The sequence below is a fragment of the Neobacillus sp. DHD-1R genome, from assembly GCF_057747995.1.
In genome coordinates this window covers 4,316,657-4,338,105 of the sequence record NZ_CM173232.1, presented here as the reverse complement: position 1 = coordinate 4,338,105, position 21,449 = coordinate 4,316,657, and the positions used below count along the sequence as shown (strand labels likewise).

General features: G+C 42.1%; 22 protein-coding genes. 14 read left to right on the top strand and 8 right to left on the bottom strand.

The window, feature by feature from the left end; genetic code table 11:
* Nucleotides 1-10 precede the first annotated feature (10 nt).
* From pucD to AC3ANL_RS21360, 12 genes are all read left to right on the top strand, one after another.
* Nucleotides 11-2,302, top strand: a complete 2,292-nt coding sequence (pucD, locus tag AC3ANL_RS21415) for a xanthine dehydrogenase subunit D (RefSeq protein ID WP_488326377.1) — start codon at nucleotides 11-13, stop codon at nucleotides 2,300-2,302.
* Nucleotides 2,293-3,321, top strand: a complete 1,029-nt coding sequence (gene uraD, locus AC3ANL_RS21410) for a 2-oxo-4-hydroxy-4-carboxy-5-ureidoimidazoline decarboxylase (RefSeq protein ID WP_488326376.1) — start codon at nucleotides 2,293-2,295, stop codon at nucleotides 3,319-3,321. The genes pucD and uraD overlap by 10 nt, the downstream gene beginning before the upstream one ends.
* A 13-nt stretch (nucleotides 3,322-3,334) precedes the next feature.
* Nucleotides 3,335-4,288 carry a factor-independent urate hydroxylase gene (gene pucL / locus AC3ANL_RS21405; protein WP_488326375.1) on the top strand — a complete coding sequence of 318 codons (954 nt, stop codon included), beginning with the start codon at nucleotides 3,335-3,337 and terminating at the stop codon, nucleotides 4,286-4,288.
* Nucleotides 4,285-4,644 carry a hydroxyisourate hydrolase gene (gene uraH / locus AC3ANL_RS21400; RefSeq protein WP_488326374.1) on the top strand — a complete coding sequence of 120 codons (360 nt, stop codon included), beginning with the start codon at nucleotides 4,285-4,287 and terminating at the stop codon, nucleotides 4,642-4,644. The genes pucL and uraH overlap by 4 nt, the downstream gene beginning before the upstream one ends.
* A 14-nt stretch (nucleotides 4,645-4,658) precedes the next feature.
* Nucleotides 4,659-6,020, top strand: a complete 1,362-nt coding sequence (allB, locus tag AC3ANL_RS21395; protein WP_488326373.1) for an allantoinase AllB — start codon at nucleotides 4,659-4,661, stop codon at nucleotides 6,018-6,020.
* Between the two features lie 16 nt (nucleotides 6,021-6,036).
* On the top strand, nucleotides 6,037-7,287 hold the full coding sequence (locus AC3ANL_RS21390) for a hydantoinase/carbamoylase family amidase (RefSeq protein ID WP_488326372.1): 1,251 nt from the start codon (nucleotides 6,037-6,039) through the stop codon (nucleotides 7,285-7,287).
* Entirely contained in the window at nucleotides 7,284-8,543 is a 1,260-nt protein-coding gene (locus AC3ANL_RS21385) for an ArgE/DapE family deacylase (protein WP_488326371.1), read from the top strand. The genes AC3ANL_RS21390 and AC3ANL_RS21385 overlap by 4 nt, the downstream gene beginning before the upstream one ends.
* Nucleotides 8,540-8,656, top strand: a complete 117-nt coding sequence (locus AC3ANL_RS21380) for an urease subunit gamma (protein WP_488326370.1) — start codon at nucleotides 8,540-8,542, stop codon at nucleotides 8,654-8,656. The genes AC3ANL_RS21385 and AC3ANL_RS21380 overlap by 4 nt, the downstream gene beginning before the upstream one ends.
* A gap of 175 nt (nucleotides 8,657-8,831) precedes the next feature.
* Nucleotides 8,832-9,287 (top strand): SRPBCC domain-containing protein, encoded by a 456-nt coding sequence (locus AC3ANL_RS21375; protein ID WP_488326369.1) that lies wholly within the window; start codon nucleotides 8,832-8,834, stop codon nucleotides 9,285-9,287.
* Between the two features lie 83 nt (nucleotides 9,288-9,370).
* Complete coding sequence (locus AC3ANL_RS21370) at nucleotides 9,371-10,306, top strand: dipeptidase (RefSeq protein WP_488326368.1); 936 nt, start codon at nucleotides 9,371-9,373, stop codon at nucleotides 10,304-10,306.
* Between the two features lie 56 nt (nucleotides 10,307-10,362).
* Nucleotides 10,363-10,593, top strand: coding sequence for an excisionase family DNA-binding protein (locus AC3ANL_RS21365; RefSeq protein WP_488326367.1), 231 nt, complete (start codon nucleotides 10,363-10,365; stop codon nucleotides 10,591-10,593).
* A gap of 3 nt (nucleotides 10,594-10,596) precedes the next feature.
* Entirely contained in the window at nucleotides 10,597-10,965 is a 369-nt protein-coding gene (locus AC3ANL_RS21360; RefSeq protein WP_488326366.1) for a DUF488 domain-containing protein, read from the top strand.
* 42 nt (nucleotides 10,966-11,007) lie between these two features.
* On the opposite strand, the gene AC3ANL_RS21355 is transcribed toward AC3ANL_RS21360, so the two are convergent.
* Together AC3ANL_RS21355 and trhA are read right to left on the bottom strand one after the other, a co-directional pair.
* A complete protein-coding gene (locus tag AC3ANL_RS21355; RefSeq protein WP_488326365.1) occupies nucleotides 11,008-11,829 on the bottom strand; it encodes a YitT family protein in 822 nt (273 codons plus the stop codon).
* A 137-nt stretch (nucleotides 11,830-11,966) separates the two neighbouring features.
* Complete coding sequence (trhA, locus tag AC3ANL_RS21350; protein WP_488326364.1) at nucleotides 11,967-12,614, bottom strand: PAQR family membrane homeostasis protein TrhA; 648 nt, start codon at nucleotides 12,612-12,614, stop codon at nucleotides 11,967-11,969.
* Between the two features lie 130 nt (nucleotides 12,615-12,744).
* On the opposite strand from trhA, the gene AC3ANL_RS21345 reads away from it, so the two are divergent.
* A complete protein-coding gene (locus AC3ANL_RS21345; RefSeq protein WP_488326363.1) occupies nucleotides 12,745-13,335 on the top strand; it encodes a DUF1836 domain-containing protein in 591 nt (196 codons plus the stop codon).
* Here the strand turns inward: AC3ANL_RS21345 and AC3ANL_RS21340 are convergent.
* The gene (locus AC3ANL_RS21340) at nucleotides 13,326-14,876 is read right to left on the bottom strand and encodes a glycosyl hydrolase family 28-related protein (RefSeq protein WP_488326362.1); all 1,551 of its coding nucleotides are present in this window, start codon (nucleotides 14,874-14,876) and stop codon (nucleotides 13,326-13,328) included. The two genes, AC3ANL_RS21345 and AC3ANL_RS21340, sit on opposite strands and share 10 nt — an antisense overlap.
* Nucleotides 14,877-15,151: 275 nt before the next feature.
* Here AC3ANL_RS21340 and AC3ANL_RS21335 point away from each other — a divergent pair, with 275 nt between their 5' ends.
* Nucleotides 15,152-15,466, top strand: a complete 315-nt coding sequence (locus AC3ANL_RS21335; RefSeq protein WP_488326361.1) for a DUF3892 domain-containing protein — start codon at nucleotides 15,152-15,154, stop codon at nucleotides 15,464-15,466.
* A 112-nt stretch (nucleotides 15,467-15,578) separates the two neighbouring features.
* Here the strand turns inward: AC3ANL_RS21335 and leuD are convergent, their stop codons facing one another.
* The 5 genes from leuD to ilvC all read right to left on the bottom strand — a co-directional run bounded on the left by leuD (nucleotide 15,579) and on the right by ilvC (nucleotide 21,429).
* Nucleotides 15,579-16,163, bottom strand: coding sequence for a 3-isopropylmalate dehydratase small subunit (leuD, locus tag AC3ANL_RS21330; RefSeq protein WP_488326360.1), 585 nt, complete (start codon nucleotides 16,161-16,163; stop codon nucleotides 15,579-15,581).
* 2 nt (nucleotides 16,164-16,165) lie between these two features.
* On the bottom strand, nucleotides 16,166-17,584 hold the full coding sequence (gene leuC / locus AC3ANL_RS21325; protein ID WP_488326359.1) for a 3-isopropylmalate dehydratase large subunit: 1,419 nt from the start codon (nucleotides 17,582-17,584) through the stop codon (nucleotides 16,166-16,168).
* A gap of 115 nt (nucleotides 17,585-17,699) precedes the next feature.
* Nucleotides 17,700-18,806, bottom strand: a complete 1,107-nt coding sequence (gene leuB / locus AC3ANL_RS21320) for a 3-isopropylmalate dehydrogenase (protein WP_488326358.1) — start codon at nucleotides 18,804-18,806, stop codon at nucleotides 17,700-17,702.
* Between the two features lie 57 nt (nucleotides 18,807-18,863).
* Nucleotides 18,864-20,408: a 2-isopropylmalate synthase gene (locus tag AC3ANL_RS21315; RefSeq protein WP_488326357.1), complete on the bottom strand. Its 1,545-nt coding sequence runs from the start codon at nucleotides 20,406-20,408 to the stop codon at nucleotides 18,864-18,866.
* Nucleotides 20,395-21,429, bottom strand: a complete 1,035-nt coding sequence (gene ilvC, locus AC3ANL_RS21310) for a ketol-acid reductoisomerase (RefSeq protein ID WP_488326356.1) — start codon at nucleotides 21,427-21,429, stop codon at nucleotides 20,395-20,397. Before ilvC ends, AC3ANL_RS21315 begins: the two co-directional genes overlap by 14 nt.
* Nucleotides 21,430-21,449: the final 20 nt, after the last annotated feature.

The following is a 21,449-nucleotide window of genomic DNA, read 5'->3' as shown; positions in this document are numbered from 1 at the left end:
GGGGAATCTTATGACATTACGAACTAGCTTTTCCGAAAAGAAAAGGAGAGTACGTCCTGACGGCCCCGAAAAGGTGACCGGCACCCTGAAATATCTTACTGATTTAGCTTTTTCCAACATGTTATTTGGGAAAATTTTAAGAAGTGAACATCCGCATGCTGAAATAGTATCCATTTCGACTGAAGAGGCAAAGCAGCATCCGGGTGTTAGGGCGGTTGTAACCTATCAAGATATTCCTGGTTTAAATGGCTTTGGGCTTATCTTTCCAGACCAGCCTGTGTTGTGTGAGGACCGTGTTCGCTATATTGGTGATGCGGTTGCAGCTGTTGCTGCAGATACAGAAGAAATAGCACTGGAGGCTATCCGATTAATTAAAGTAGATTATAAGCCGCTTCCTGTATTGGACAGTCCAGAAGAGGCGCTTCGACCCGATGCCCCACTTCTTCATCCGGCTGGAAATATCCTTCATCATGCACATTACCAAAAAGGAAATGTCGAACAGGGCTTTCAAAATTGCAGTGTGGTGGTGGAAGAAACCTATGAACTTCCTAGACAAATGCATGCCTATATGGAAACAGAGGGTGGTGTAATTGTCCCTGAACCAGACGGTAAATTAAACGTTTATGTTGGAACACAGCATGGGTTTAAAGATCGGTTTCAATTGGCGAGAATTCTCGATATGCCAGAAACGGATATCCGTGTCGTTTCGAGTCCGATGGGAGGCTCGTTTGGAGGAAAGGATGAGTTAAATATTCAGCCGTATGCGGCGATCCTCGCCCTCGCCACCAACAGTCCTGTGAAGATTCACCAAAGCCGGCAAGAGTCTGTAAAAGCAGGTCTTAAACGTCACCCGATGAAAATTACGATGAAAACAGGTGCCGATGGACAAGGGAACATTCTGGCCCACAAGGTAAAAATTATTGCTGATACAGGAGCATATGCCACTTTGGGTCCTGCCATTTTGGATTTTGCAGTCGAGCATGCACCTGGTCCATACATGATCCCTCATATTGATATAGAGGGGTTTTCCGTTTTTACGAATAATGGTGTGGCGGGTGAATTCAGAGGCTTCGGAGGAAACCAGATAACCTATGCTCTAGAAGGGCAAATCGACCGTCTTACAGAAAAACTGCAAATGGATCCATTTGAATTTCGACTGAAAAATTTACGAAAAACAGAAGATCCTGGGCCATTAGGGCAAAGAATTGCTCCTACAAATGGGGCATGGGACGTACTTCAAATCATAAAACAATATTATGTGGGAAAAGCGACAGATTGGAAACATGAGACTAGTGATAGATGGAAGCTAAGAGGTGCCGGGTTCGCCCTTACCATGCATGGAGGAGGACTTGGAGTTGACCGAGTTGATCCAGCTGGAGGCCGCCTTTCTTTTTCAAAAGATGGAAAGATTGAAGCAGCTTTTGGTTTTGAAGAGTGTGGTCAAGGGCTGTTGGCGGTCATTGAGACATTACTAATCGAGGAATTTGGCTGTACGGACAAAGACATCAAGATTGTTATCGGTGATACGGCTTTGGTGCCTGTCAGCGGCTCATCCACTGCTTCAAGAGCAAGCAGCATGGTGTGGCAGGCTCTCAACAGAATGAAGGATTCGTTCCGTAAGCAAGTTTTAGAACTAACGCAGCTCATAACTGGTATCGCTACTGATCAGCTTCGCTTGGGACCAGGCGGGATATGGCTGGCTGATGAAGGGGAAGCAGAGAAACCTTATGTAACGTATACCGAGATAGCACAAAAAATGCCAATTGGTCGTTCTATTAACGTTCATACGGCCTTTGACTTTCCGACGAGTCCGGATGCAACGGTAGGGGGCAGTCACTATTTATATGCATTCGCTGCTGTTCTTGTCCTTGTTGAGGTGGATTTGTTGACCGGAAAAGTGAAGGTGAGCGCTATCGACCAGGCAGTGGCGGCAGGTCCTGTGGTCAGCCCTTTGGGTTATCAAGGACAAATTGAAGGGGGAGGTGTGATGGCATTAGGCTATACCCTAATGGAGGAAGCGCAAATGGAGAAAGGATTTTATCTAATTGATAATTTTGATTCCTACTTCATTCCTACGATTTGTGATGTTCCCTACGAAATGAATGTCGAGGCGGTGGAAAAACTAGTTGATGGCGATTCTTTCGGACCAAGAGGAGTAGGGGAGATTGGAACGGTAGCTGTGGCTCCTGCTATTGTGAGGGCCATTTACGACGCAACAGGTTGTTGGGTAAACAAATTGCCCGTTTCTCCTGAATTCTTACTAAAATCGATCAGTTTGGGAGAGATGAAACCATGGATGTAAAAAATATTGTCGAGAGTTCAGATCCAGTGCCGCAGGCCCCTAAAATAGAACTCACACTTACCGTAAATGGTGTCCGCCATCAATTACAGGTGGCACCGACAGCAAGACTTATGGATATTCTCCGCGAGGACTTGGTTTTAACAGGTACGAAAATGTCCTGCGAAATTGGGCGCTGTGGTGCCTGTGCCGTCCATATGAATGGCAAATTAGTTAACTCTTGTTTGGTTATGGCGTACCAGGCAAACAATCAATCGATTTGTACGATAGAGGGATTAGCAGAAAAAGATTTTCATCCAATTCAACAGGCATTTTTAGAAGAGTGGGGGTTTCAGTGCGGGTATTGTACACCAGGTATGATTATGGCTGTAAAAGCGTTACTCGATGAATATGCTCAACCGACACAAGCACAAATACAGGAAGCCCTTTCCGGAAACCTTTGCCGCTGTACCGGGTATAGCGGAATCATTCGGGCAGTTGAAAAGGCAATAGAGACATTAAAAGAAAAAGAGAGTAATAGTGAACTTGGTTTATCCATACAGAAATTAAATCAAATGGAAAAAGAGGTGTTCATAGGCACTGTAGGCTGGGTCTTTGAACACTCCCCATGGGTCGCTTCGACGGCGTGGGAGAGTCTGCCGTTTAAATCACGTGAGGAACTCTGCCAAACAATGGTGACGATCGTACAAAATGCCGAGGAACCCTTGCAATTGGCCCTTCTCCGTGCCCATCCTGATCTTGGAACTAGATTAAAAATGTCAGAGGTTTCCCAAAAAGAGCAGGCAGGTGTAGGACTTGATCGGTTATCAAAGGATGAGTTTGCGGAGTTTACATCACTTAATCAGCAGTATGTGAAGAAATTTGAATTTCCTTTTATCATGGCTGTGAAGGGGCAAAACAAGGACACCATCCTTTCTGCTATGAACGAACGGCTGAACTTTGACTATGAGGTGGAATTTAGTACCGCATTGAATGAGGTGTATAAAATCGCCGGTTTCCGCTTAAACGATATGATCAACTAAAGGGGATGAATGAATGAAAAGAACCATGTGTTATGGAAAAGAAGCTGTATGGGTATATCGCACTTACGCAAAACCCCTTACAATGGTCCGCCCCATTCCAGAATCAGCTTTTACGGGCCGCAGAAATATCCTTTTTGGGATGAATGTGAAGGTAGCTGTAGAAGGTGATGCCTTTCTTTCTTCCTTTAAAGAAGGTGATAATACATTAGTTGTCGCAACTGATTCAATGAAAAATTTTATCCTCAGGCATGCAGGGGATTATAACGGGGCCACACTGGAGGGCTTTCTCGAATTTGTCGGCCGGGGCTTTTTAGCAAAATATCCACAAATGACTGGCATTAATATTTCTGGAGAGCAAATTCCCTTTGATGAACTACCGGTCCCAACAAAAGAAAGTTTTGAACCAAGCCCATTGGTTTTTCGCTATTCATTAAATGAGCAGCCCTGCGCAGCAATCGATGTGAACCGCATGGGCGATGTTATTACGACAACGGAGCTTGTCAGCAGCTTGAAGGGATTAAAGTTGATTAAGGTACGGGGCAGTTCATTTTTCGGTTACGTGAAGGATGAGTATACGACACTGCCAGAATCCTATGATCGCCCGCTGTTTATTTTTTTAAATATCGAGTGGCGCTATAACGATCTCAAGGATGCCAGGGGAAATACACCAGATGGTTATGTCGCTGCCGAACAGGTAAGGGATATTGCTTATACTGTTTTTCATGAGGCAAATTCTCCTTCCATCCAAAACCTTATCTATCGAATTGGTCAAAGAATTTTAGAACGTTTTCCTCAATTACTAGAGGTTCGTTTTGAATCGAATAACCGGACATGGGAAACGGTATTGGATGAAATTCCGGCCTCTGAAGAAGGAAAAGTCTTTACGGAGCCACGCCCGCCATTTGGATTTCAGCGGTTCTCCATGACACGTGATGATCTTGTTGATGCTGACAGGTTGGAAGAATGACAGGAAAATTAACGACCCATGTATTGGATTTGAGCATTGGAAGGCCTGCAAGTGGAGTGTTAGTCGAAGTATGGCTGGTGGGTGATGATAACCAATTCGAATTTTTAAAAATCAGCTGCACGAACGAAGATGGCAGAGTGAATCAGCCGCTGCTCGAGAGAGATTTGATGAAAAAAGGGATTTATGAAATTCGTTTTCAGATTGGCGATTATTTTCGACATCGTGTCCCTTTACTCGTTGAACCGTCGTTCCTTGAATGTGTTCCTGTCCGCTTTGGCATTTCCGATCCAACCTCCCATTACCATGTCCCACTCTTGATTTCACCGGGCGGCTACAGTACCTATCGAGGGAGTTAAGGAGGTTTGCTCGTATGACAACAGAAGTGTGGGTAAAAAATGGGCTTGTTTTTTTAGAGGAAGGCTTTTGGGAAGGAAGTATCAAAATCATTGATGGTCGGATTGACTCCTTCGTAGAGAAGGGAGCAGAACTTATAGAAACGAGAGAGTCATCTATTATTGATGCAAGCGGAAGTCTTGTAGTTCCCGGCTTTATTGATGCGCACGTCCATTTTAATGATCCTGGAAGAACTGATTGGGAAGGAATCGAGACAGGCAGCCGTGCCGCAGCTATAGGGGGAACAACCACCATTTTCGATATGCCGCTGAACTGTTCGCCATCCGTAACAGACCTTCAAACTTTACACAATAAGAAAGAACATATAAGTTTATTATCCCATATTGATTATGCACTTTGGGGTGGTATGACAGGTACTAATCTTCATAATCAACAAGAATTAGCCGAAATGAGTGGGGGGATCATCGCTTGGAAGGCATTTATGAGTGAAAGTGGGATTGATGACTTTCCAATCGTAACGCCGGATGGGTTGAAACAAGCGATGCAGGCGGCAAAGGAGCATGATAAAGTTCTTGCCCTGCATGCTGAATGGGGAAAGGAGATTAGCAGACTAACCATTTTTTATAAAAACCATCCTTGGATGAATGAACGAAGGGCGTTTCTAGCCAGCAGGCCTATTGTAGCAGAAGAAAAGGCGGTTAGCTATGCCTTAGAGCTTGCCGCAAAATATGAAACGGCCCTACATTTTGTTCATATCAGTTCCGCAAAAGTCGTTGGACTCATCGAGCAAGCTAAAAAAAGCGGTGTGAATGTGACGGTTGAAACTTGTCCACATTATTTACTTTTTGATGAAGAGGATTTCTTAAAAACAGGTGCTCTGCTTAAATGTGCGCCACCGCTTAGGACGCGGGAAGAGGTGGAAGGATTATGGGATTGTCTGGCAAACGGGTTGATTGATACGATTGGATCCGATCATTCCCCTTGTCTATATTCGATGAAAGCAACGGATTCGATTTGGGATGCATGGGGTGGAATCCAAGGGGTTCAATTTACGTGGCTGGCCTTGCTTGATGAGGCCATTAAGCGAAAAGTAGATTTAAACCACATTCTTCCTTTAGGGACTTCGAATGTAGCCGAACGCTTTGGGATAGCCAATCGGAAAGGCAGAATTCGTTCGGGATTGGATGCTGATTTGGTGTTGATTCGTTTAGATGAGACCACCCTTGCCGATAAAAAATCCTTTGGGTTTCGAAATGCTTATTCGCCATATGAAAATAGAGAGTTTTTGCTAAAAATTAAAAAAACCATACTTCGTGGTGCAGTCATTTATGACAATCAAACAGGTATAACAAAAGAGAAACTAGGTTTATGTCTGTAAGCAAGGGAGGGATTTTGTGGGTAGTTATCCAGTTAATCTGTCTGAAGCAATAGAGTGGTTAAGTAGATTTGGCGCAGTATCCGGTGGTGGAGTTACTAGAACTGTTTATTCCCAGCCATGGAAGGAGGCACAGCAAGCTCTAAAGGGATGGATGGAGGAACTTGGACTTCAAACACATTTTGATGCGGTTGGAAACTTGTTTGCACGATTACCATCTGAGGATTTACAGGCTCCGACCATTTTAGTTGGTTCGCATGTGGATACAGTCACATCTGGTGGAAGGTATGATGGTGCCTATGGAATCCTTGCAGGAATCCTTGCACTAAGAGAGCTTAAAAATCAATATGGTTACCCCAGTCTGAATCTTGAAGTTGTTTCTTTATGCGAAGAGGAAGGGAGCCGCTTTCCGCTTGCCTGCTGGGGCTCTGGAATGATCACAGGGGTTTATTCTTTCCAAGATATTAAGGGACTGATAGATTCAGAGGGAATTGGCTTTGAAGAAGCCATGAAAGAAGCTGGCTTTGGGCTTCCCAATCAAACAGACGTGCAACGTAATGATATCCAAACATTTCTTGAACTACATATCGAACAAGGGCCCAGCCTTGAAAAACTGAATAAATCGATTGGCATCGTTCAAACGATCGTCGGTCAAAAACGATTCCGCATCACGATTAAAGGGGAGCCCAATCATGCTGGTACAACGTCGATGAAGTGGCGTAAAGATCCTCTTCATGGAGCTGCTTCCATGATCCATGACTTATATGAAGCAGCAAAAGAATTTGATGAATATCTTGTCACGACTGTGGGGCAGCTTTTAGTCGAACCGAATGTACCCAATGTAATTCCAGGTCAGGTCTTCTTTACAGTTGATGCCAGACACCCAGTGAAATCTGTCTTAAATTCTTTTTGTGAAAGAATATCAAGTGAATTTATCGAATTTTCTCAACAAATGGGGTTGGATTTGGCGATGGAGATGTGGCATGAGGTTCAACCAGTAGAACTGGATTGGAAGCTTAATGACGCGGTTCAGACTATTTGTACGAGCGGCAATATTTCCTACCATATTATGAATAGCGGGGCAGGACATGATGCCCAACTATTTGCGCAACGATATCCAACCACAATCGTGTTTGTTCCAAGTCAAGGTGGAATTAGTCATTCGCCATTAGAATATACTTCGACTCAAGATTTGCAAATAGGTCTTGATGTATTAATCCAATTACTACATCAGTTAGCATACAAGCAGCAAGGAGGAGTGGCAATATGAGTCATGATAAGGAAAATTTGATTCAGTGGATTGAAGAGCACCAAGCGGAAATGATCAGCTTTTTAAAAAAATTAGTCCAAACACCATCAGATAATCCTGCGGGTGATTGTTTGCCCATTGCATCCGTCTTACACCAACAGCTTAGCGAACTTGGATTTGACGATGTGTCTTTATTAGAAGTAGATGAAGCTGATGTTAAATCAGCTGGGATGATTAGTTTAGCCAATGTAGTAGGAAGTACGGTTTTTGATGATGGAGAAGGAACAAACATTGTTTTAAATGCACACGGTGATGTGGTGCCCCCTGGGTTAGGCTGGAGTGTCGATCCCTACGGAGGCGAAATTATTGATGGGAAGATGTATGGACGGGGCGTGGCGGTGTCCAAATCTGATATTGCTGCCTATTCCTATGCGGTTTTAGCCTTAAAACAGGCTCGGCTTAGCCTGCCGTTGGCGGGAAAAGTCGACTTAGCTTTCACATTTGATGAAGAAACAGGAGGAGAAATAGGGCCAAAATGGCTGCTTGATCAAGGGATCATCAAGCCTGACTTTGTAATTGCCGCTGGATTTACCTATTCAGTAGTTAATGCCCACAATGGGTGTTTACATTTCGAAATCAAAACAGTCGGTAAGTCTGCCCATGCAGCCCTTCCCCATACTGGAGTTGATGCAATTGAGGCAACAGCAAAAATTTTAAATGCTTTATATGAATATCGGAAAACGCTCAGTTCGAAAAAATCTTCGGTTCCTGGTATTGATCATCCAACCTTGGTTGTCGGACTCATTTCAGGTGGAATTAACACCAATGTTGTGCCGGATGAGTGCGCGATTAGGATTGACCGAAGATTGATTCCGGGAGAAGACGCAGTCCAAGCGGAAGCAGAGCTTTATGAAATTGTGAATCAAGCGGTAGCACATATCGAGGGATTAAAAGTTGAGATTAACAAAATACTTCATGCTGATAGCTTCGGACCCGTTTCTGAAGATTCGCCATTAATTGCAGTATTGGGTGTGAATTGGCAATCTATTATGAAGGGCAAGGGTGAGTTATCGATTAACGGAGTACCTATTTATGCAGATGCCCGCCACTTTTATGCTGCAGGAATCCCTACCATTATGTTTGGGGTTGGTCCCAAAGTGTTAGAAGAAGCAAATGGGCACCGGGCAGATGAGCATATTCGTCTAGAGGATTTGTTGGATGCTACAAAAATCATTGCGTGTACCCTTTATGACTTATTGGGCGGTGAAAAGGCATGAGACTAACCCAACGAGAGCAAGAAAAATTAATGGTGGTTGTGGCAGCGGACCTGGCCATAAGACGCAAGGACCTCAACACAGGAAGTAGAAACAATCCTAACTGTTTGTCGTGAAACGCTTCGAAAGAAAATCTTTGAAACAGAGCCAGTCTTTTTAAGAAAATATTAACATGGAATCGGTAGATGCAACAGGCATCGCCGATTTTTAGCGTCATATAATCCAAAATTGTGCGAGAACTATCGTTAAAGTATAATGGAATTAACTTAATACCTTTTTAGGGAGGAACCTATGACAAAACTATTCGTGGATCAAACCATTGAGATTTTTGCACCTGCTTCAAAGGTGTGGGATGTCATAACAATCAGTGAATATAATCGGCAGTGGGCACTGGAGTTCTCAAGCGGAGGGCCACAGTTTCACCTTGAATCCACATGGGAACTTGGCAGTCCAGTACTTTGGAAAGGGCAGGATGGGACAGTGATTGTCGAGGGGAATGTAACAGCCGTGGAAAAGGATAAATTACTTCGCTTTACTGTATTTGACGTTCGCAGCCCGGAAAGACCCCCAGTAACCGAGGATGATGGAATTACCTTCAAATTGTCTGAAAATGATAATAAGACGACGCTGCATGTTTTGCAAGGCGATTTCTCTGTAATGACTGATGGTATCATTTATAGAGATGCAAGCGCGGAGATTTGGGACAAGGTACTGCCGACGGTTAAAGAGATGGCAGAACAACACTAATTTGTGAATTTGCGGGGCTGGGTAATTTTTTACTTAGCCCTTTTTATTATGATAAATTTTATTAAAAAGGAGTTTTTTATATTATGAATATCATTGACCTGCATTGTGACGCTTTGCTTAAACTCCAAGAGGCAAAAGGGGCATTGCGTTTTGCGGATGCGAAAGAACTCCAGACGAATAAATCTCGGTTACAGCAAGGGCAAATCAAGGTCCAATGCTTTGCGATTTTTATTGAACCTGAAATAAAAGGCGATCAGAAATTTCAGGTCTCCCTCGAGCAAATCGATTATTTTTACAAAGAAGTACTAGGGAAAAATCCTGATATGGTCCATATCAAAGAATGGTCTGATTTTGATCGGTTGAAACTAGGTCAGATTGGCGCGATGTTAACACTTGAAGGTGTAGATGCCATTGGCAATGATTTGGCTAAACTTCATATTCTTTATCAGTTGGGGGTTCGGTCTGTGGGCCTCACCTGGAACCCAGCGAATCTAGCTGCTGATGGTGCAGGTGAACCGCGTGGCGGAGGGTTAACACTGTTTGGAAAAGAGATTGTGGAGTTTAATAATGAGCATCAAATTCTGACGGATGTGTCGCATCTTAGTGACAAAGGGATTTGGGAGGTCATTGATCTCGCCAAGTATCCGATTGCTAGTCACTCCAATGCCAGAGCCCTTTGCCGCCACCCAAGGAATTTAACGGATGATCAGGCGAAAGCGATGTTTGCAAAAGGCGGACTGGTTCATGTGGTATACTATCCTACATTTATTAGTGAAACGGGCGAGGCGACCATTCATGACCTGATCAAGCATATTGACCATTTTTGTTCATTAGGCGGCGTGAAACAAATTGGCTTTGGTTCGGATTTTGATGGAATCTCAACCTTTGTCAAGAATTTAGAGGATGCTTCTAAGAGTCAAACTCTTATTAATGAATTGTTAAAGTATTATAAAGAGGATGAGGTAAGAGGTTTTGCCTACGAAAATTTCCTGCATCACCGGCCAGGATTCGGGAGGTAAATAGTCTTGGAACACCTCGCATACTTAGACATAATAGGACTTAAGGAGATAAAACCATGTACCTTAATATAAAAGAAACAGCAGAATATCTATCCGTTCCAGAGTCAACCGTTAAAAGTCTCATCCAACAAAAGAAAATTCGGGCGCTATTTGATGGAAATGAGTACCTGATTTACAAGGAGCAATTTGCTACCCACCTCAAACAAGTTGAGAAGTACAAACAACTTGTTGCAGAAATCCTGAGCGAACCGATTCCAGAAAGTATCGATGTAAAGGACGAAGATTAGGAGATGGCCAATATTTTTCTTAAAAGAGTTTATGAACCTTATGACGAGATGGATGGCTGCCGGATTCTGATTGACAGATTATGGCCACGTGGGATCTCCAAAGATGCCGCAAAATTATCGTATTGGTTTAAAGAAGTGGCACCAAGTGCTGAACTACGGAAATCCTTTTGCCATATCCCAGAACGTTTTGAAGATTTTCGTACTAATTATCTGAATGAACTTCGTACCAATGAAGAAAAGCAACATCTAATCGCGCAAATAATCGATATTGCTTCAAAGGATAAGGTAACTCTTTTATACGGGGCAAAGGATTCAGTTTATAATCACGCTCGAGTATTAATAGAAGAACTGACTAGATTGAAGGATAAATAACACAAAAAAAGCAGTTGGGTCCAAAAATGGCCCAACTGCTTTTTAATTTCTCCGAAAACGGCCCATTACTTCCATGGTTTGAAAGATGTTCACAAACGCCTTGGGGTCAACCGTTTTAATCGTATGTTTAGTTTCATTAAGTTCGAATTTGGTGATGACGGTGGTCAACATCTTTTTAGGCTTATGGGTGTATGCCCCTTCTACGTCTGTAACCGTGACTCCTCTGGCATGGAGTTGGAATAAAGCTGAAGTGAGTTCTTCATACTTTTCCGTCACAATTGTTAAGGTTAATTTGTGCTGAGTAGTATAAACCATATCCACCGCACGACCGGCTACATAAATTGCAATAATCGTATAAAGTGTGATATTCATACCAAATATTAACCCCGAACTCCCAACCACGAAAAGATTCATAACAGTATTTAAAAAGCCCACCTGCATGTTCTTTTTTTTTGCCAATGTTAAGCTGATAATATCCGTTCCGCCGGTGGAACCTCCAAGGCGAATGATTATTCCAACAGCAATTCCGTATAGTGCACCGCCAATAATAGATGAAAGCAGTATATCAGGGCTAATTGCTTTTATCGGAATAAATCGCATACTTAGAGATAATATCAAAACCGCATAACCAGTAAGCAATACAAATCGTTTTCCTAAGTATTTCAATCCTACTAAGAATAAAGGAATATTAATAGCTAAAATAATCGAACCTGTATTAATACCTGTAAAATGTTGAATTAAAAAGGAAATTCCCGTTACCCCGCCTGAGGTTAGCTTATGTGGAATCAGGAAGGTATTAAAGGCAAAGCCGAACAGCATTGCACATAGTCCAATGACTATGATTTGAAAAATTAATCGAAACAAACTAAACACCTCTATCATTTTTTTAACCTTTTAATTAAAAACTTCATTTTAGTTTGAGTCAATATATAAATTTTAATGTTACGATTTTGTCTACAAAAAAAATACACCTTTAAGAGGTGTACGAAGTGAGTCAAAGATTAGAGTACGTATAGATATACAGTTAAGAAATGTGCTAAGCTGCCCAGCAAAATAAATATATGAAAAATTTCGTGGAAGCCCAGGTATTTTGTTTCTAAGAACTTTGGTTTTGCTCCGTAAATAACCCCGCCAATGGTATAGAAGATACCTCCTAAAACCAGTAAAAACAAACCGACCGGGCTTAGACTTCCCGTTAATGGTGAAAAGACAAACAAAATCATCCAGCCCATGGCAAGATACAAGGCCGTAGAAATCCAACGTGGACAATTAAACCAAACCATTTTAAAAACAACTCCGCTGATTGCAATGGCTGAAATGATTGAAAATAAAAGGGCCCCCGTTTTTCCATTCAGGCTAATAAAACAAAAAGGTGTGTATGTACCAGCAATCAACACAAAAATCATCGAATGGTCAAGCCGGCGTAAAAACGCTATCACCTTGGCACGGGCAATAACCATGTGGTACGTAGCCGATGCGGAGTAAAGCAGAATCATACTTACGCCAAAAATAATTACAGCCGAGATGACGAGAGGGGTGGGTGTGGTCATAGCCGCTTTAATCACCATCGCAAGCAGACCGACAAAAGATAAAACCGCTCCTGCCAAATGGGTTAAACCATTGATCGGTTCACGAATGTAATTGTTCATTTTATTATGCCTCCCTATAACATGTAGTTTTAATAACTACTTATAATCATACTGATAAAATGATATCTAGTCAATGTATATTTGTTTAGGTATAATAAAATTATCTAATAGAAACAGTGAGGTTTTTACGATGGAAAATATCAAACAAATCATCGATTCTCTTGGATTAGAAACAAGCTTAACTTTAGAGGAAATTCCAAACATCGATTTATATATGGATCAGGTCATTCAATTATTCGAAAATAAATTCAATGAGTCGAAACGGAATGAGGATGAAAAGGTCCTTACGAAAACGATGATTAATAACTATGCGAAGGGGAAGCTGATATTTCCGATTCAAAATAAGAAATATTCGAAAGACCATTTGATCTTAATGAGCTTGATATATCAGCTTAAAGGAACATTATCTATCAATGATATTAAAGTCACCCTTACGAATGTTAATAAAAAAATTATCAACGAAGAGATAGATTTGGAATCTTTTTATTCAAGCTATTTACAGCTAACAAGTCAAAATGTTACCGATTTTAAAGTAGATATTGAAGAAAGAGTAAAGGATGTTAAAGAAGAAATTTCACAGGCACAAAAAGAAAATTCAACCTACCTTGAGCAAGTACTAATGATCACCTCCCTTGTCCATATGAGTAATTTATATCGAAAAGTGGCAGAAAAGCTTGTGGATGAAATGGTTGTTGAAAAAGATGGAAAGCGTCAAAAGTGATGTTTGACGCTTTTTCCGCTACTTATTTTCATATTTTGAATACCTGATCCAACCTCAATTTTCTCAGGAGAACAGTTTTGAATCCTGATTGAATCAGCTCGATTTTCACCACCGTAGACTTTTATAAATGCCCCTGTATGTTTAAAATTTTTGAAGGAAATTTGATTCATAACCACATTTCTCGCCCGATATTGAATCGCAATCAACGGGTTGCCTTTAAAGTCATCATTAGGGTCGCCTATCAAAGTAAAATGATTAATGACAACATTTTTGTAGGCGGAAATTACCATGCCTCGTGGTGTGGAATCTTTATATAAATTTGAAAAGGTTGGAGCAATTGAAACAAGATTGACTGCTATAATATTGAAGGCCGAGTGGGATTCCGTATCGGTTTTTTTGTGGTGACCGATATGGCGGAAGTTAAAGGAACGGTTATCATTCACTGATAGATGACCCACAATTTGCACATTTGAAGCAGCAGATGAATTTTGGTGGGCCTTAATTTCTACACCGCCAAAGCAGCGAGTGCTGGAATTGTTGACAAGCAAAACATTCCTTGTACCATCATCAATTTCGAACCCATTCGAATTTGAAAAACCTTTTTGATGGGCCCGTCCGCTTGGATCGCACATATGGGAATTGGTGATAAAGATATAGTCGCTATGATGTGTCGTAATACCGTCATCACCAAAGCCATAGCCGGTTAATTCGTCAAGCCAGACATACTTGCTGCCACCGCGGGCCCGATAGCCATCGCCGCCATAATTATACAGCGTGGATGAAATGTCAAAACAATGCAGCCCAGGATTGATTCCTTCCACGTTTTTTACCCAGCCGTACGTAACGTTAGCATAGGTCAAGCAGCTGGAATGATTGCCCCCAGTGCTCGTTTTTTCTACCGCGCCAAGTCTTTCCACATTCCAATCTAAACTCAAGCTTTGGACGAAAAGATGATGATTTCCTTTCCAGTGGTTCATGTTTGTGATCAGCCTAGTCCCTTTGCTGGCTTGATCATGAAGCTTAATGGTTGTTTTCCCTTTGCCTGAACCAACGAGCCATGTCCATGATGGCAGGCGGATGCCTCGTGTGATATACACACCTGGCGGCACGATTACTTTTACTCGTCCATTAGCGATGGCTTTCTTAAAAGCTAGTGTACAATCGGTTTTTCCATCCCCAACCGCGCCATAGTCGATCACATTGACTTCTGTTTTAAGGTTTTCAAGCAACTGGTTAAATTCTTGATCGAGCTTCCCCTTCCAATCAGGAACGATATTGTCCTCATTATCGAGAAAAATCCGTGAAGGTTCCAAAACTCGAGAAAATGTTGCTGTTAGGCGAAATAGACACTCTTGAATTTTTTCAGAGAAGGGAAGTGGCTTTCTTTTTCCAGGTTGGGGTGAATTTGGATTTTTTCGGACTTGGTCAAAACAAAGTTCCGTCTCTTGTAAGGCCTGTTTTATATTTAGTGGAGTTCCGCTAATCTGTTCAAGCAGCTGTTTATTTTTGCGGGGGTCATGGTTTTTATCTAATTTAAGCATATATTTCAACTCCAAGAAAAAGCTTGTTTTAGATATTATACCCTGTTCAGGATAAAAGTAGATTTTTAGTAGCTTCTTTATAATTAAGTTTCTGAGTTTTTAGTTAAATATAAGGGCGTTGTGGTCGTTTAGAACCAAGATAAGCGACTGCTACGATGATTTCAAAAAGGTTCCGGTCGTTTAGAACTAATTAGCGACCGTTTTTTAACATTTTTTACCGAAAGGATAAATGACTTTAAAAAGAAAATACTAACAAATGTTCGGAGGTGGAAACAATGGAACAGAATGAATATGAAAAAATTTATCAACAGTATAAAAAGCAGGGTGAACAACAGGCACAAATGGAAGCTGGACCAGGTAATAGCATCGGAAAAGAAGAGTTTGTAGCGGTTCGGAAAAATAATGATGGTGATATTATTGCGTTTAAGACGAACGCTGGCCGGGAGTTGGATTATTTAACGGCCTTATCAGAGGCAAAGGAAGGAAAGCTTGCCCATGTGGATGTTTTCCATAAATATGGGCGGGATATTATTCGCAGTGAACCAGATGGTATAAAGGAAAACAATCTCGATCATTTACCGGAATTTTAAGGGCCAAGCCTATGTACCCGAACTGGTTGAGAAACCAAGAATGTAAAGCGTGTCCGAATTGTCTATAAACAGTAATCAAAAGAGCCTGGGATTCCAGGCTCTTTTGATTACTCTATTTATGCGTAAGTTCATATTCGTTAATTTTATCGCCATAGGTTAAGGTAACTCCAATTTCGTCCCAGCCATTAAGTAACATTTCTTTCGGATACGGCGCAATCTCAAATGATACCTCAAAGCCCTCATTGTCATAAACCACTTGATCTTCAAGATTGACGGTTAAGCAGTATTCTTCGGATTCACCTTTTTTTATCATATATTGAACCTGTTCTTCACTTGCCACAATAGGAAGGATACCATTTTTAACGCAATTATTTTTAAAAATGTCAGCGAAACTTGGTGCGATTACAATTTTGAAGCCATAATCCTGGACGGCCCAGGGCGCATGTTCACGTGAAGAGCCGCACCCAAAATTTTCACCAGTAACCAAGATTGAAGCACCTGTATATTTCGGATCATTCAACGAAAAATCAGGACGTGGATTACCGTTGTCATCAAAATGCCAATGGTAAAATAAGAATTGGCCAAATCCACTTCGTTCAATCCGCTTTAAGAACTGCTTAGGAATAATTTGGTCTGTATCAATGTTAGCACGGTTTAACGGATAGACAAGACCTTGATGAATGCGTAATGGTTCCATTGTTAGATTACCTCCTGAGCAGTAAATTGACGGACATCGACAAAATGACCTGCGACAGCCGCAGCTGCAGCCATTTCAGGACTAACAAGGTGAGTACGGGCCCCGTTACCTTGGCGTCCTTCAAAATTACGGTTAGAAGTGGAGGCGCAGCGGCCACCAGGTGGAACGATGTCATCGTTCATGGCTAAGCACATGCTGCATCCAGCCTCGCGCCATTCAAAGCCTGCTTCGATAAATACCTTATCAATGCCTTCTTTTTCTGCAGCAAGCTTAACACCAAATGAGCCTGGAACGACAATGGCTTTTACAGAAGGGTTCACCTTCCTACCGCGAACCACTTCGGCTGCTTTGCGTAAATCACTTAACCTTGAGTTTGTACAAGAACCAATAAAGACATGGTCAATTGTCACGCTTGAAAGTGGCTGTCCGGCTTCAAGTCCCATATACTCAAGCGCCCGCTTAATTTCGTCTTTCACATTGGGTTTATCCGTTTCATCTGGACTTGGAACATTTGCAGTAACAGGAATACACATGCCTGGGTTTGTCCCCCAAGTAACCTGAGGTTCCACTTCTGATGCCTCAATCTCAACAACCGCATCATAGGTGGCACCTTCATCCGTAGCAAGGGCACGCCATTTCACTACTGCTTCATCGAATGCTTCACCTTGAGGAACATGTCTTCGGCCGCGTAGGTATTCAAATGTTGTTTCATCCGGTGTAATCAATCCAGCTCTAGCACCGGCTTCGATCGACATGTTACAAACGGTCATGCGTTCATCCATGGAGAGGGCACGAATGGCTTCGCCTGTGTATTCAATCACATAACCAGTTCCAAATTGGATCCCGAATTTAGCGATAATGGCTAAAATTAAGTCTTTTGCCGTAACGCCTGTCCCAAGCTTTCCATTAACTTTTACATTTAAGGTTTTAGGTGGTGCTTGCCAAAGTGTTTGGGTGGCTAGGACATGCTCAACTTCACTCGTACCAATTCCAAATGCAAGTGCACCGAACGCTCCATGTGTTGATGTATGACTATCTCCGCAAACGATTGTTTTTCCAGGCTGGGTTAGACCTAGCTCTGGACCAATGACATGGACAATTCCGTTATCTGGGTGATGAAGGTCAGCAAGCGTCACTCCAAACTCCAGACAATTTTCTTCCAAGGTATCGACTTGTTTTTTTGAAATAGGGTCATTTATCACTAAACGTTGCCGTGTAGGAATATTATGGTCCATTGTCGCAAAGGTTAGATCCGGGCGGCGGACCTTGCGACCGTTCATTCGTAACCCCTCAAATGCCTGAGGAGAGGTTACTTCATGAACGAGATGTAAATCAATATAAAGTAAGTCTGGCTTTCCTTCTTCTTGATGAACAACATGCTGTTCCCAAATTTTTTGAATAATCGTTTTTGGTGTTTGCATAGCTTCCTTCCTCACTGAATATATTTTTTTCTATTGAAAAATGGCGTGGATGTCCCAAAAGGATCTGACCCTTAGATATGAGACACCCTCCACCAGTTAATGAGTAACGTAATTTTTAGTAATAACAGCTGGCGATACATTTTGATGCATTCTGTGACTTAATATAATCCACGATTAATTTAGTCATTTCGGTTGTTCCTACAAGGCGTCCGTCTGCAACTTGGAGATCGCTTGTATGGAAGCCGGCATCGAGAATCGATTGGACAGCATCTTCAATTACTTTAGCTTCATTGTTCAACTCAAAGGAATATCGCAGCATTAAAGCCGCAGACAAGATCATCGCCACTGGATTGGCAATCCCTTTTCCGGCGATGTCCGGTGCAGAACCATGAACGGGCTCATATAAGCCCAGACCATCTTCTCGTAAGCTGGCAGAAGGGAGCATTCCAAGGGAACCAGTTAATACTGAAGCCTCGTCACTTAAGATATCGCCAAATAGATTTTCGGTCACGATGACGTCAAATTGGTTCGGCCTCGTAATTAACTTCATGGCAGCAGCATCGACTAAAACATGTTCCACCGTTACGTCAGGATATTGAGCCTTTTTCTCTTCGACAATTTCGCGCCAAAGTTTGCTTGATTCAAGGACATTAGCTTTATCAACAGAAGTTAGGTGACCGCGCCGCTGCTGGGCTGCTTGAAAGCCTTTATCGACAATTCTTTCAATCTCTTTGCGAGAATAAACAAGTGTATCAACAACGGAGTTTCCGTTATCACGACGTTCGCTTGGTGTTCCAAAATAAAGTCCGCCAGTTAATTCACGTACAATAAGGAGGTCGCTTCCTGAAACCACTTCTTCTTTTAGTGGTGAAGCATGGAGCAGGTTCTTAAAACCTTTGATTGGCCGTAGGTTTGCAAATAAATCCAGTGCTTTACGAATGCCAAGCAATCCACGTTCTGGACGCAGATGAGAGGGGTTTTGATCCCATTTTGGGCCTCCCACGGCACCTAATAAAACAGCGTCTGCCTGTTTACAGGCATCCACAGTTGTTTCGGGAAGAGGTGTGCCATATAGGTCAATGGCTGCTCCTCCGATTTCATGGGTTTCGAAGCTAAAACTATGATTAAATTCTTCAGCAATTGCATTTAACACATCTTTTGCAGAATTAATAACTTCCTTGCCAATCCCATCACCGGGAAGTAAGACAATATGTTTTTTCATTAGAAGCAACCTCCTCATTTTTGTTTTATAAAAGGCGTCTATATAAGACGCCACTTTTTATAGAGTTGCCGTTTCTTTCACAGCGGATTTTTGATTGAAAAATACACGATTGACTGCGTTTAAAAACGATTTAGCCGATGCTTCCAAAACGTCCTGCGCAGAGCCACGGCCGCTAAAGGACTTTCCATCAACAGTCATCTTTACGTGTACTTCAGCAAGGGCATCTCTTCCTTGACCAACAGAGCTCAATCGATAATCTGTAAGATGAATTTCTTCTTTAATAAGTGCTTCTAATGTATTCATTAGTGCTTCAACACTACCTGACCCTGTGCGGGCGGTTTCAACACGTTCACCTTCTGGAGTAATGAGTGCAACAGTAGCAGTAGGGAGGTTGGCTGAACCGTAATGAACTTGGAAAGCTTCTAATTCGTATTTTTTCACATCGATCGTTGTTGTTTGGATATCGGTTAAAATCGTAAATAAATCCTCGTCTGTAACTTCTTTTTTACGATCTGTTAATTGTTTAAAAGAAGTAAAGGCTTCGACTAGTTTTTCTGGTGATAAGGTAAAGCCCATTTGCTCAATCTTATCCTTAAACGCATGGCGGCCCGAATGCTTTCCAAGCACTAAATCATTTGATTTAACCCCGACTAATTCAGGCGTAATAATTTCATAGGTTAGTGTATTTTTTAATACACCGTCCTGATGAATCCCTGATTCGTGCGCAAAGGCATTTTTCCCGACAACTGCTTTGTTAGGTGGAACAATCATGCCTGTAAAGCGGCTCACAAGGTCGCTTGTGCGTTTAATTTCTTTTAAGACTAGATTGGATGTAAAAGGATATTTATCTTTCCGAATATTAAAGGCCACGGCAATTTCCTCTAGTGAGGCATTACCGGCACGTTCGCCAATTCCATTTATTGTACCCTCGATTTGAGTAACACCATTTTCAACAGCCGCAATCGAATTGGCAACAGCCATCCCTAGGTCATCATGGCAATGACAGGATAAAGCAACTTTATGGATATTTGGTACATTTTCTCTAATATAACGGAACATGCGCCCGTATTCTTGCGGTGTTGTATAGCCCACCGTATCAGGAAGATTAATCACGGTTGCACCTGCATCAATAACCTTGGTAATAATTTGAACAAGATAATCAAGATCCGAGCGAGACGCATCCTCAGCTGACCACTCTACATGTGGAAATCTCTGTTTTGCGTATTTAACCATGTCAACTGATGTTTGAATGACTTCCTCTGGTGTTTTTAACAGCTTATATTTCATATGGATGGGGGAGGTTGCAAGAAAAACATGCAACCTTGGTTCTGCAGCATCCTTTAACGCATCCCACGCAATGTCAATGTCCGATTTTGTTGCGCGTGCCAAGCCGGTAACAGATGAGTTTTTAATCGTTTGGGCAATGGCTCTTACTGCTTCAAAATCGCCTTGAGAGGAAGCCGGGAAGCCGGCCTCCATAATATCAACGCCAAATCGTTCTAGCTGTCTGGCAATTTCTAATTTTTCAAGCTGGTTTAGATTCACACCAGGGGACTGTTCGCCATCACGTAAGGTTGTATCAAAGATGTTAACGTGAACCATTGACCACCACTTCTTTCTTTGCATTTACTGGTTTGTTTTTAATAAACGGCATTAATGCACGAAGCTCACGGCCTACTTGTTCAATTTGATGATTGTTTTCAGCACGGTTAATTGCGTTGAATTGTGGGCGGTTTGTTTGGTTCTCTAAAATCCAGCCCTGAGCAAATTTACCGGTTTGAATATCTTTTAATACTTCTTTCATGCGTGCTTTTGTATCTTCATTAACTACACGTGGTCCGGAAACGAAATCTCCCCATTGGGCAGTGTCGGAGATAGAATAGCGCATGTTTTCTAATCCACCTTCGTATAAAAGGTCAACGATTAATTTCAATTCATGTAAACATTCAAAGTAAGCTACTTCAGGCTGATAACCAGCTTCTACAAGTGTTTCGAAGCCAGCTTTGATAAGGGCAGTAGTACCGCCGCAAAGTACAGCTTGCTCTCCGAATAGATCTGTTTCGGTTTCTTCTTGGAAAGTTGTTTCCAATACACCTGCACGAGCTGCGCCGATTCCTTTAGCATAGGCAAGAGCGATATCGCGAGCTTGACCAGTGTAGTCTTGGTAAACAGCATATAGAGCAGGTACTCCAGCACCTTCAGTATAAGTACGGCGAACTAAATGTCCTGGACCTTTTGGTGCAACTAAGAATACGTCAACATCGGCAGGAGGGACGATTTGGCTGAAATGAATATTGAATCCATGTGCAAAAACAAGGGAATTACCAGCTTCAAGATTAGGCTTAATGCTTTCTTCATATACTTTTGGCTGCATCTCGTCAGGAAGAAGTACCATAACAACATCTGCTGCTGCTGTTGCCTCAGCAACAGAACGAACGTCAACACCATCTTCGACTGCCTTATCCCATGATTTACCGCCTCTTAATCCAACAACAACATCAAAGCCGCTTTCTTTTAAGTTAAGAGCGTGAGCGTGACCTTGTGAACCATAACCGATTACTGCAATTTTCTTTCCTTGTAAAACTTCCTCTTGAATATCTCCGTTATAAAGTACCTTTACCATGTTTAATCATCCTTCCAGGA

Coding starts and splice junctions, on each gene's coding strand:
- pucD (WP_488326377.1), top strand. CDS start 11: ATGACATTACGAACTAGCTTTTCCGAAAAGAAAAGGAGAGTACGTCCT.
- uraD (WP_488326376.1), top strand. CDS start 2,293: ATGGATGTAAAAAATATTGTCGAGAGTTCAGATCCAGTGCCGCAGGCC.
- pucL (WP_488326375.1), top strand. CDS start 3,335: ATGAAAAGAACCATGTGTTATGGAAAAGAAGCTGTATGGGTATATCGC.
- uraH (WP_488326374.1), top strand. CDS start 4,285: ATGACAGGAAAATTAACGACCCATGTATTGGATTTGAGCATTGGAAGG.
- allB (WP_488326373.1), top strand. CDS start 4,659: ATGACAACAGAAGTGTGGGTAAAAAATGGGCTTGTTTTTTTAGAGGAA.
- AC3ANL_RS21385 (WP_488326371.1), top strand. CDS start 7,284: ATGAGTCATGATAAGGAAAATTTGATTCAGTGGATTGAAGAGCACCAA.
- AC3ANL_RS21380 (WP_488326370.1), top strand. CDS start 8,540: ATGAGACTAACCCAACGAGAGCAAGAAAAATTAATGGTGGTTGTGGCA.
- AC3ANL_RS21375 (WP_488326369.1), top strand. CDS start 8,832: ATGACAAAACTATTCGTGGATCAAACCATTGAGATTTTTGCACCTGCT.
- AC3ANL_RS21370 (WP_488326368.1), top strand. CDS start 9,371: ATGAATATCATTGACCTGCATTGTGACGCTTTGCTTAAACTCCAAGAG.
- AC3ANL_RS21365 (WP_488326367.1), top strand. CDS start 10,363: ATGTACCTTAATATAAAAGAAACAGCAGAATATCTATCCGTTCCAGAG.
- AC3ANL_RS21360 (WP_488326366.1), top strand. CDS start 10,597: ATGGCCAATATTTTTCTTAAAAGAGTTTATGAACCTTATGACGAGATG.
- trhA (WP_488326364.1), bottom strand. CDS start 12,614: ATGAACAATTACATTCGTGAACCGATCAATGGTTTAACCCATTTGGCA.
- AC3ANL_RS21345 (WP_488326363.1), top strand. CDS start 12,745: ATGGAAAATATCAAACAAATCATCGATTCTCTTGGATTAGAAACAAGC.
- AC3ANL_RS21340 (WP_488326362.1), bottom strand. CDS start 14,876: ATGCTTAAATTAGATAAAAACCATGACCCCCGCAAAAATAAACAGCTG.
- AC3ANL_RS21335 (WP_488326361.1), top strand. CDS start 15,152: ATGGAACAGAATGAATATGAAAAAATTTATCAACAGTATAAAAAGCAG.
- leuD (WP_488326360.1), bottom strand. CDS start 16,163: ATGGAACCATTACGCATTCATCAAGGTCTTGTCTATCCGTTAAACCGT.
- leuC (WP_488326359.1), bottom strand. CDS start 17,584: ATGCAAACACCAAAAACGATTATTCAAAAAATTTGGGAACAGCATGTT.
- leuB (WP_488326358.1), bottom strand. CDS start 18,806: ATGAAAAAACATATTGTCTTACTTCCCGGTGATGGGATTGGCAAGGAA.
- AC3ANL_RS21315 (WP_488326357.1), bottom strand. CDS start 20,408: ATGGTTCACGTTAACATCTTTGATACAACCTTACGTGATGGCGAACAG.
- ilvC (WP_488326356.1), bottom strand. CDS start 21,429: ATGGTAAAGGTACTTTATAACGGAGATATTCAAGAGGAAGTTTTACAA.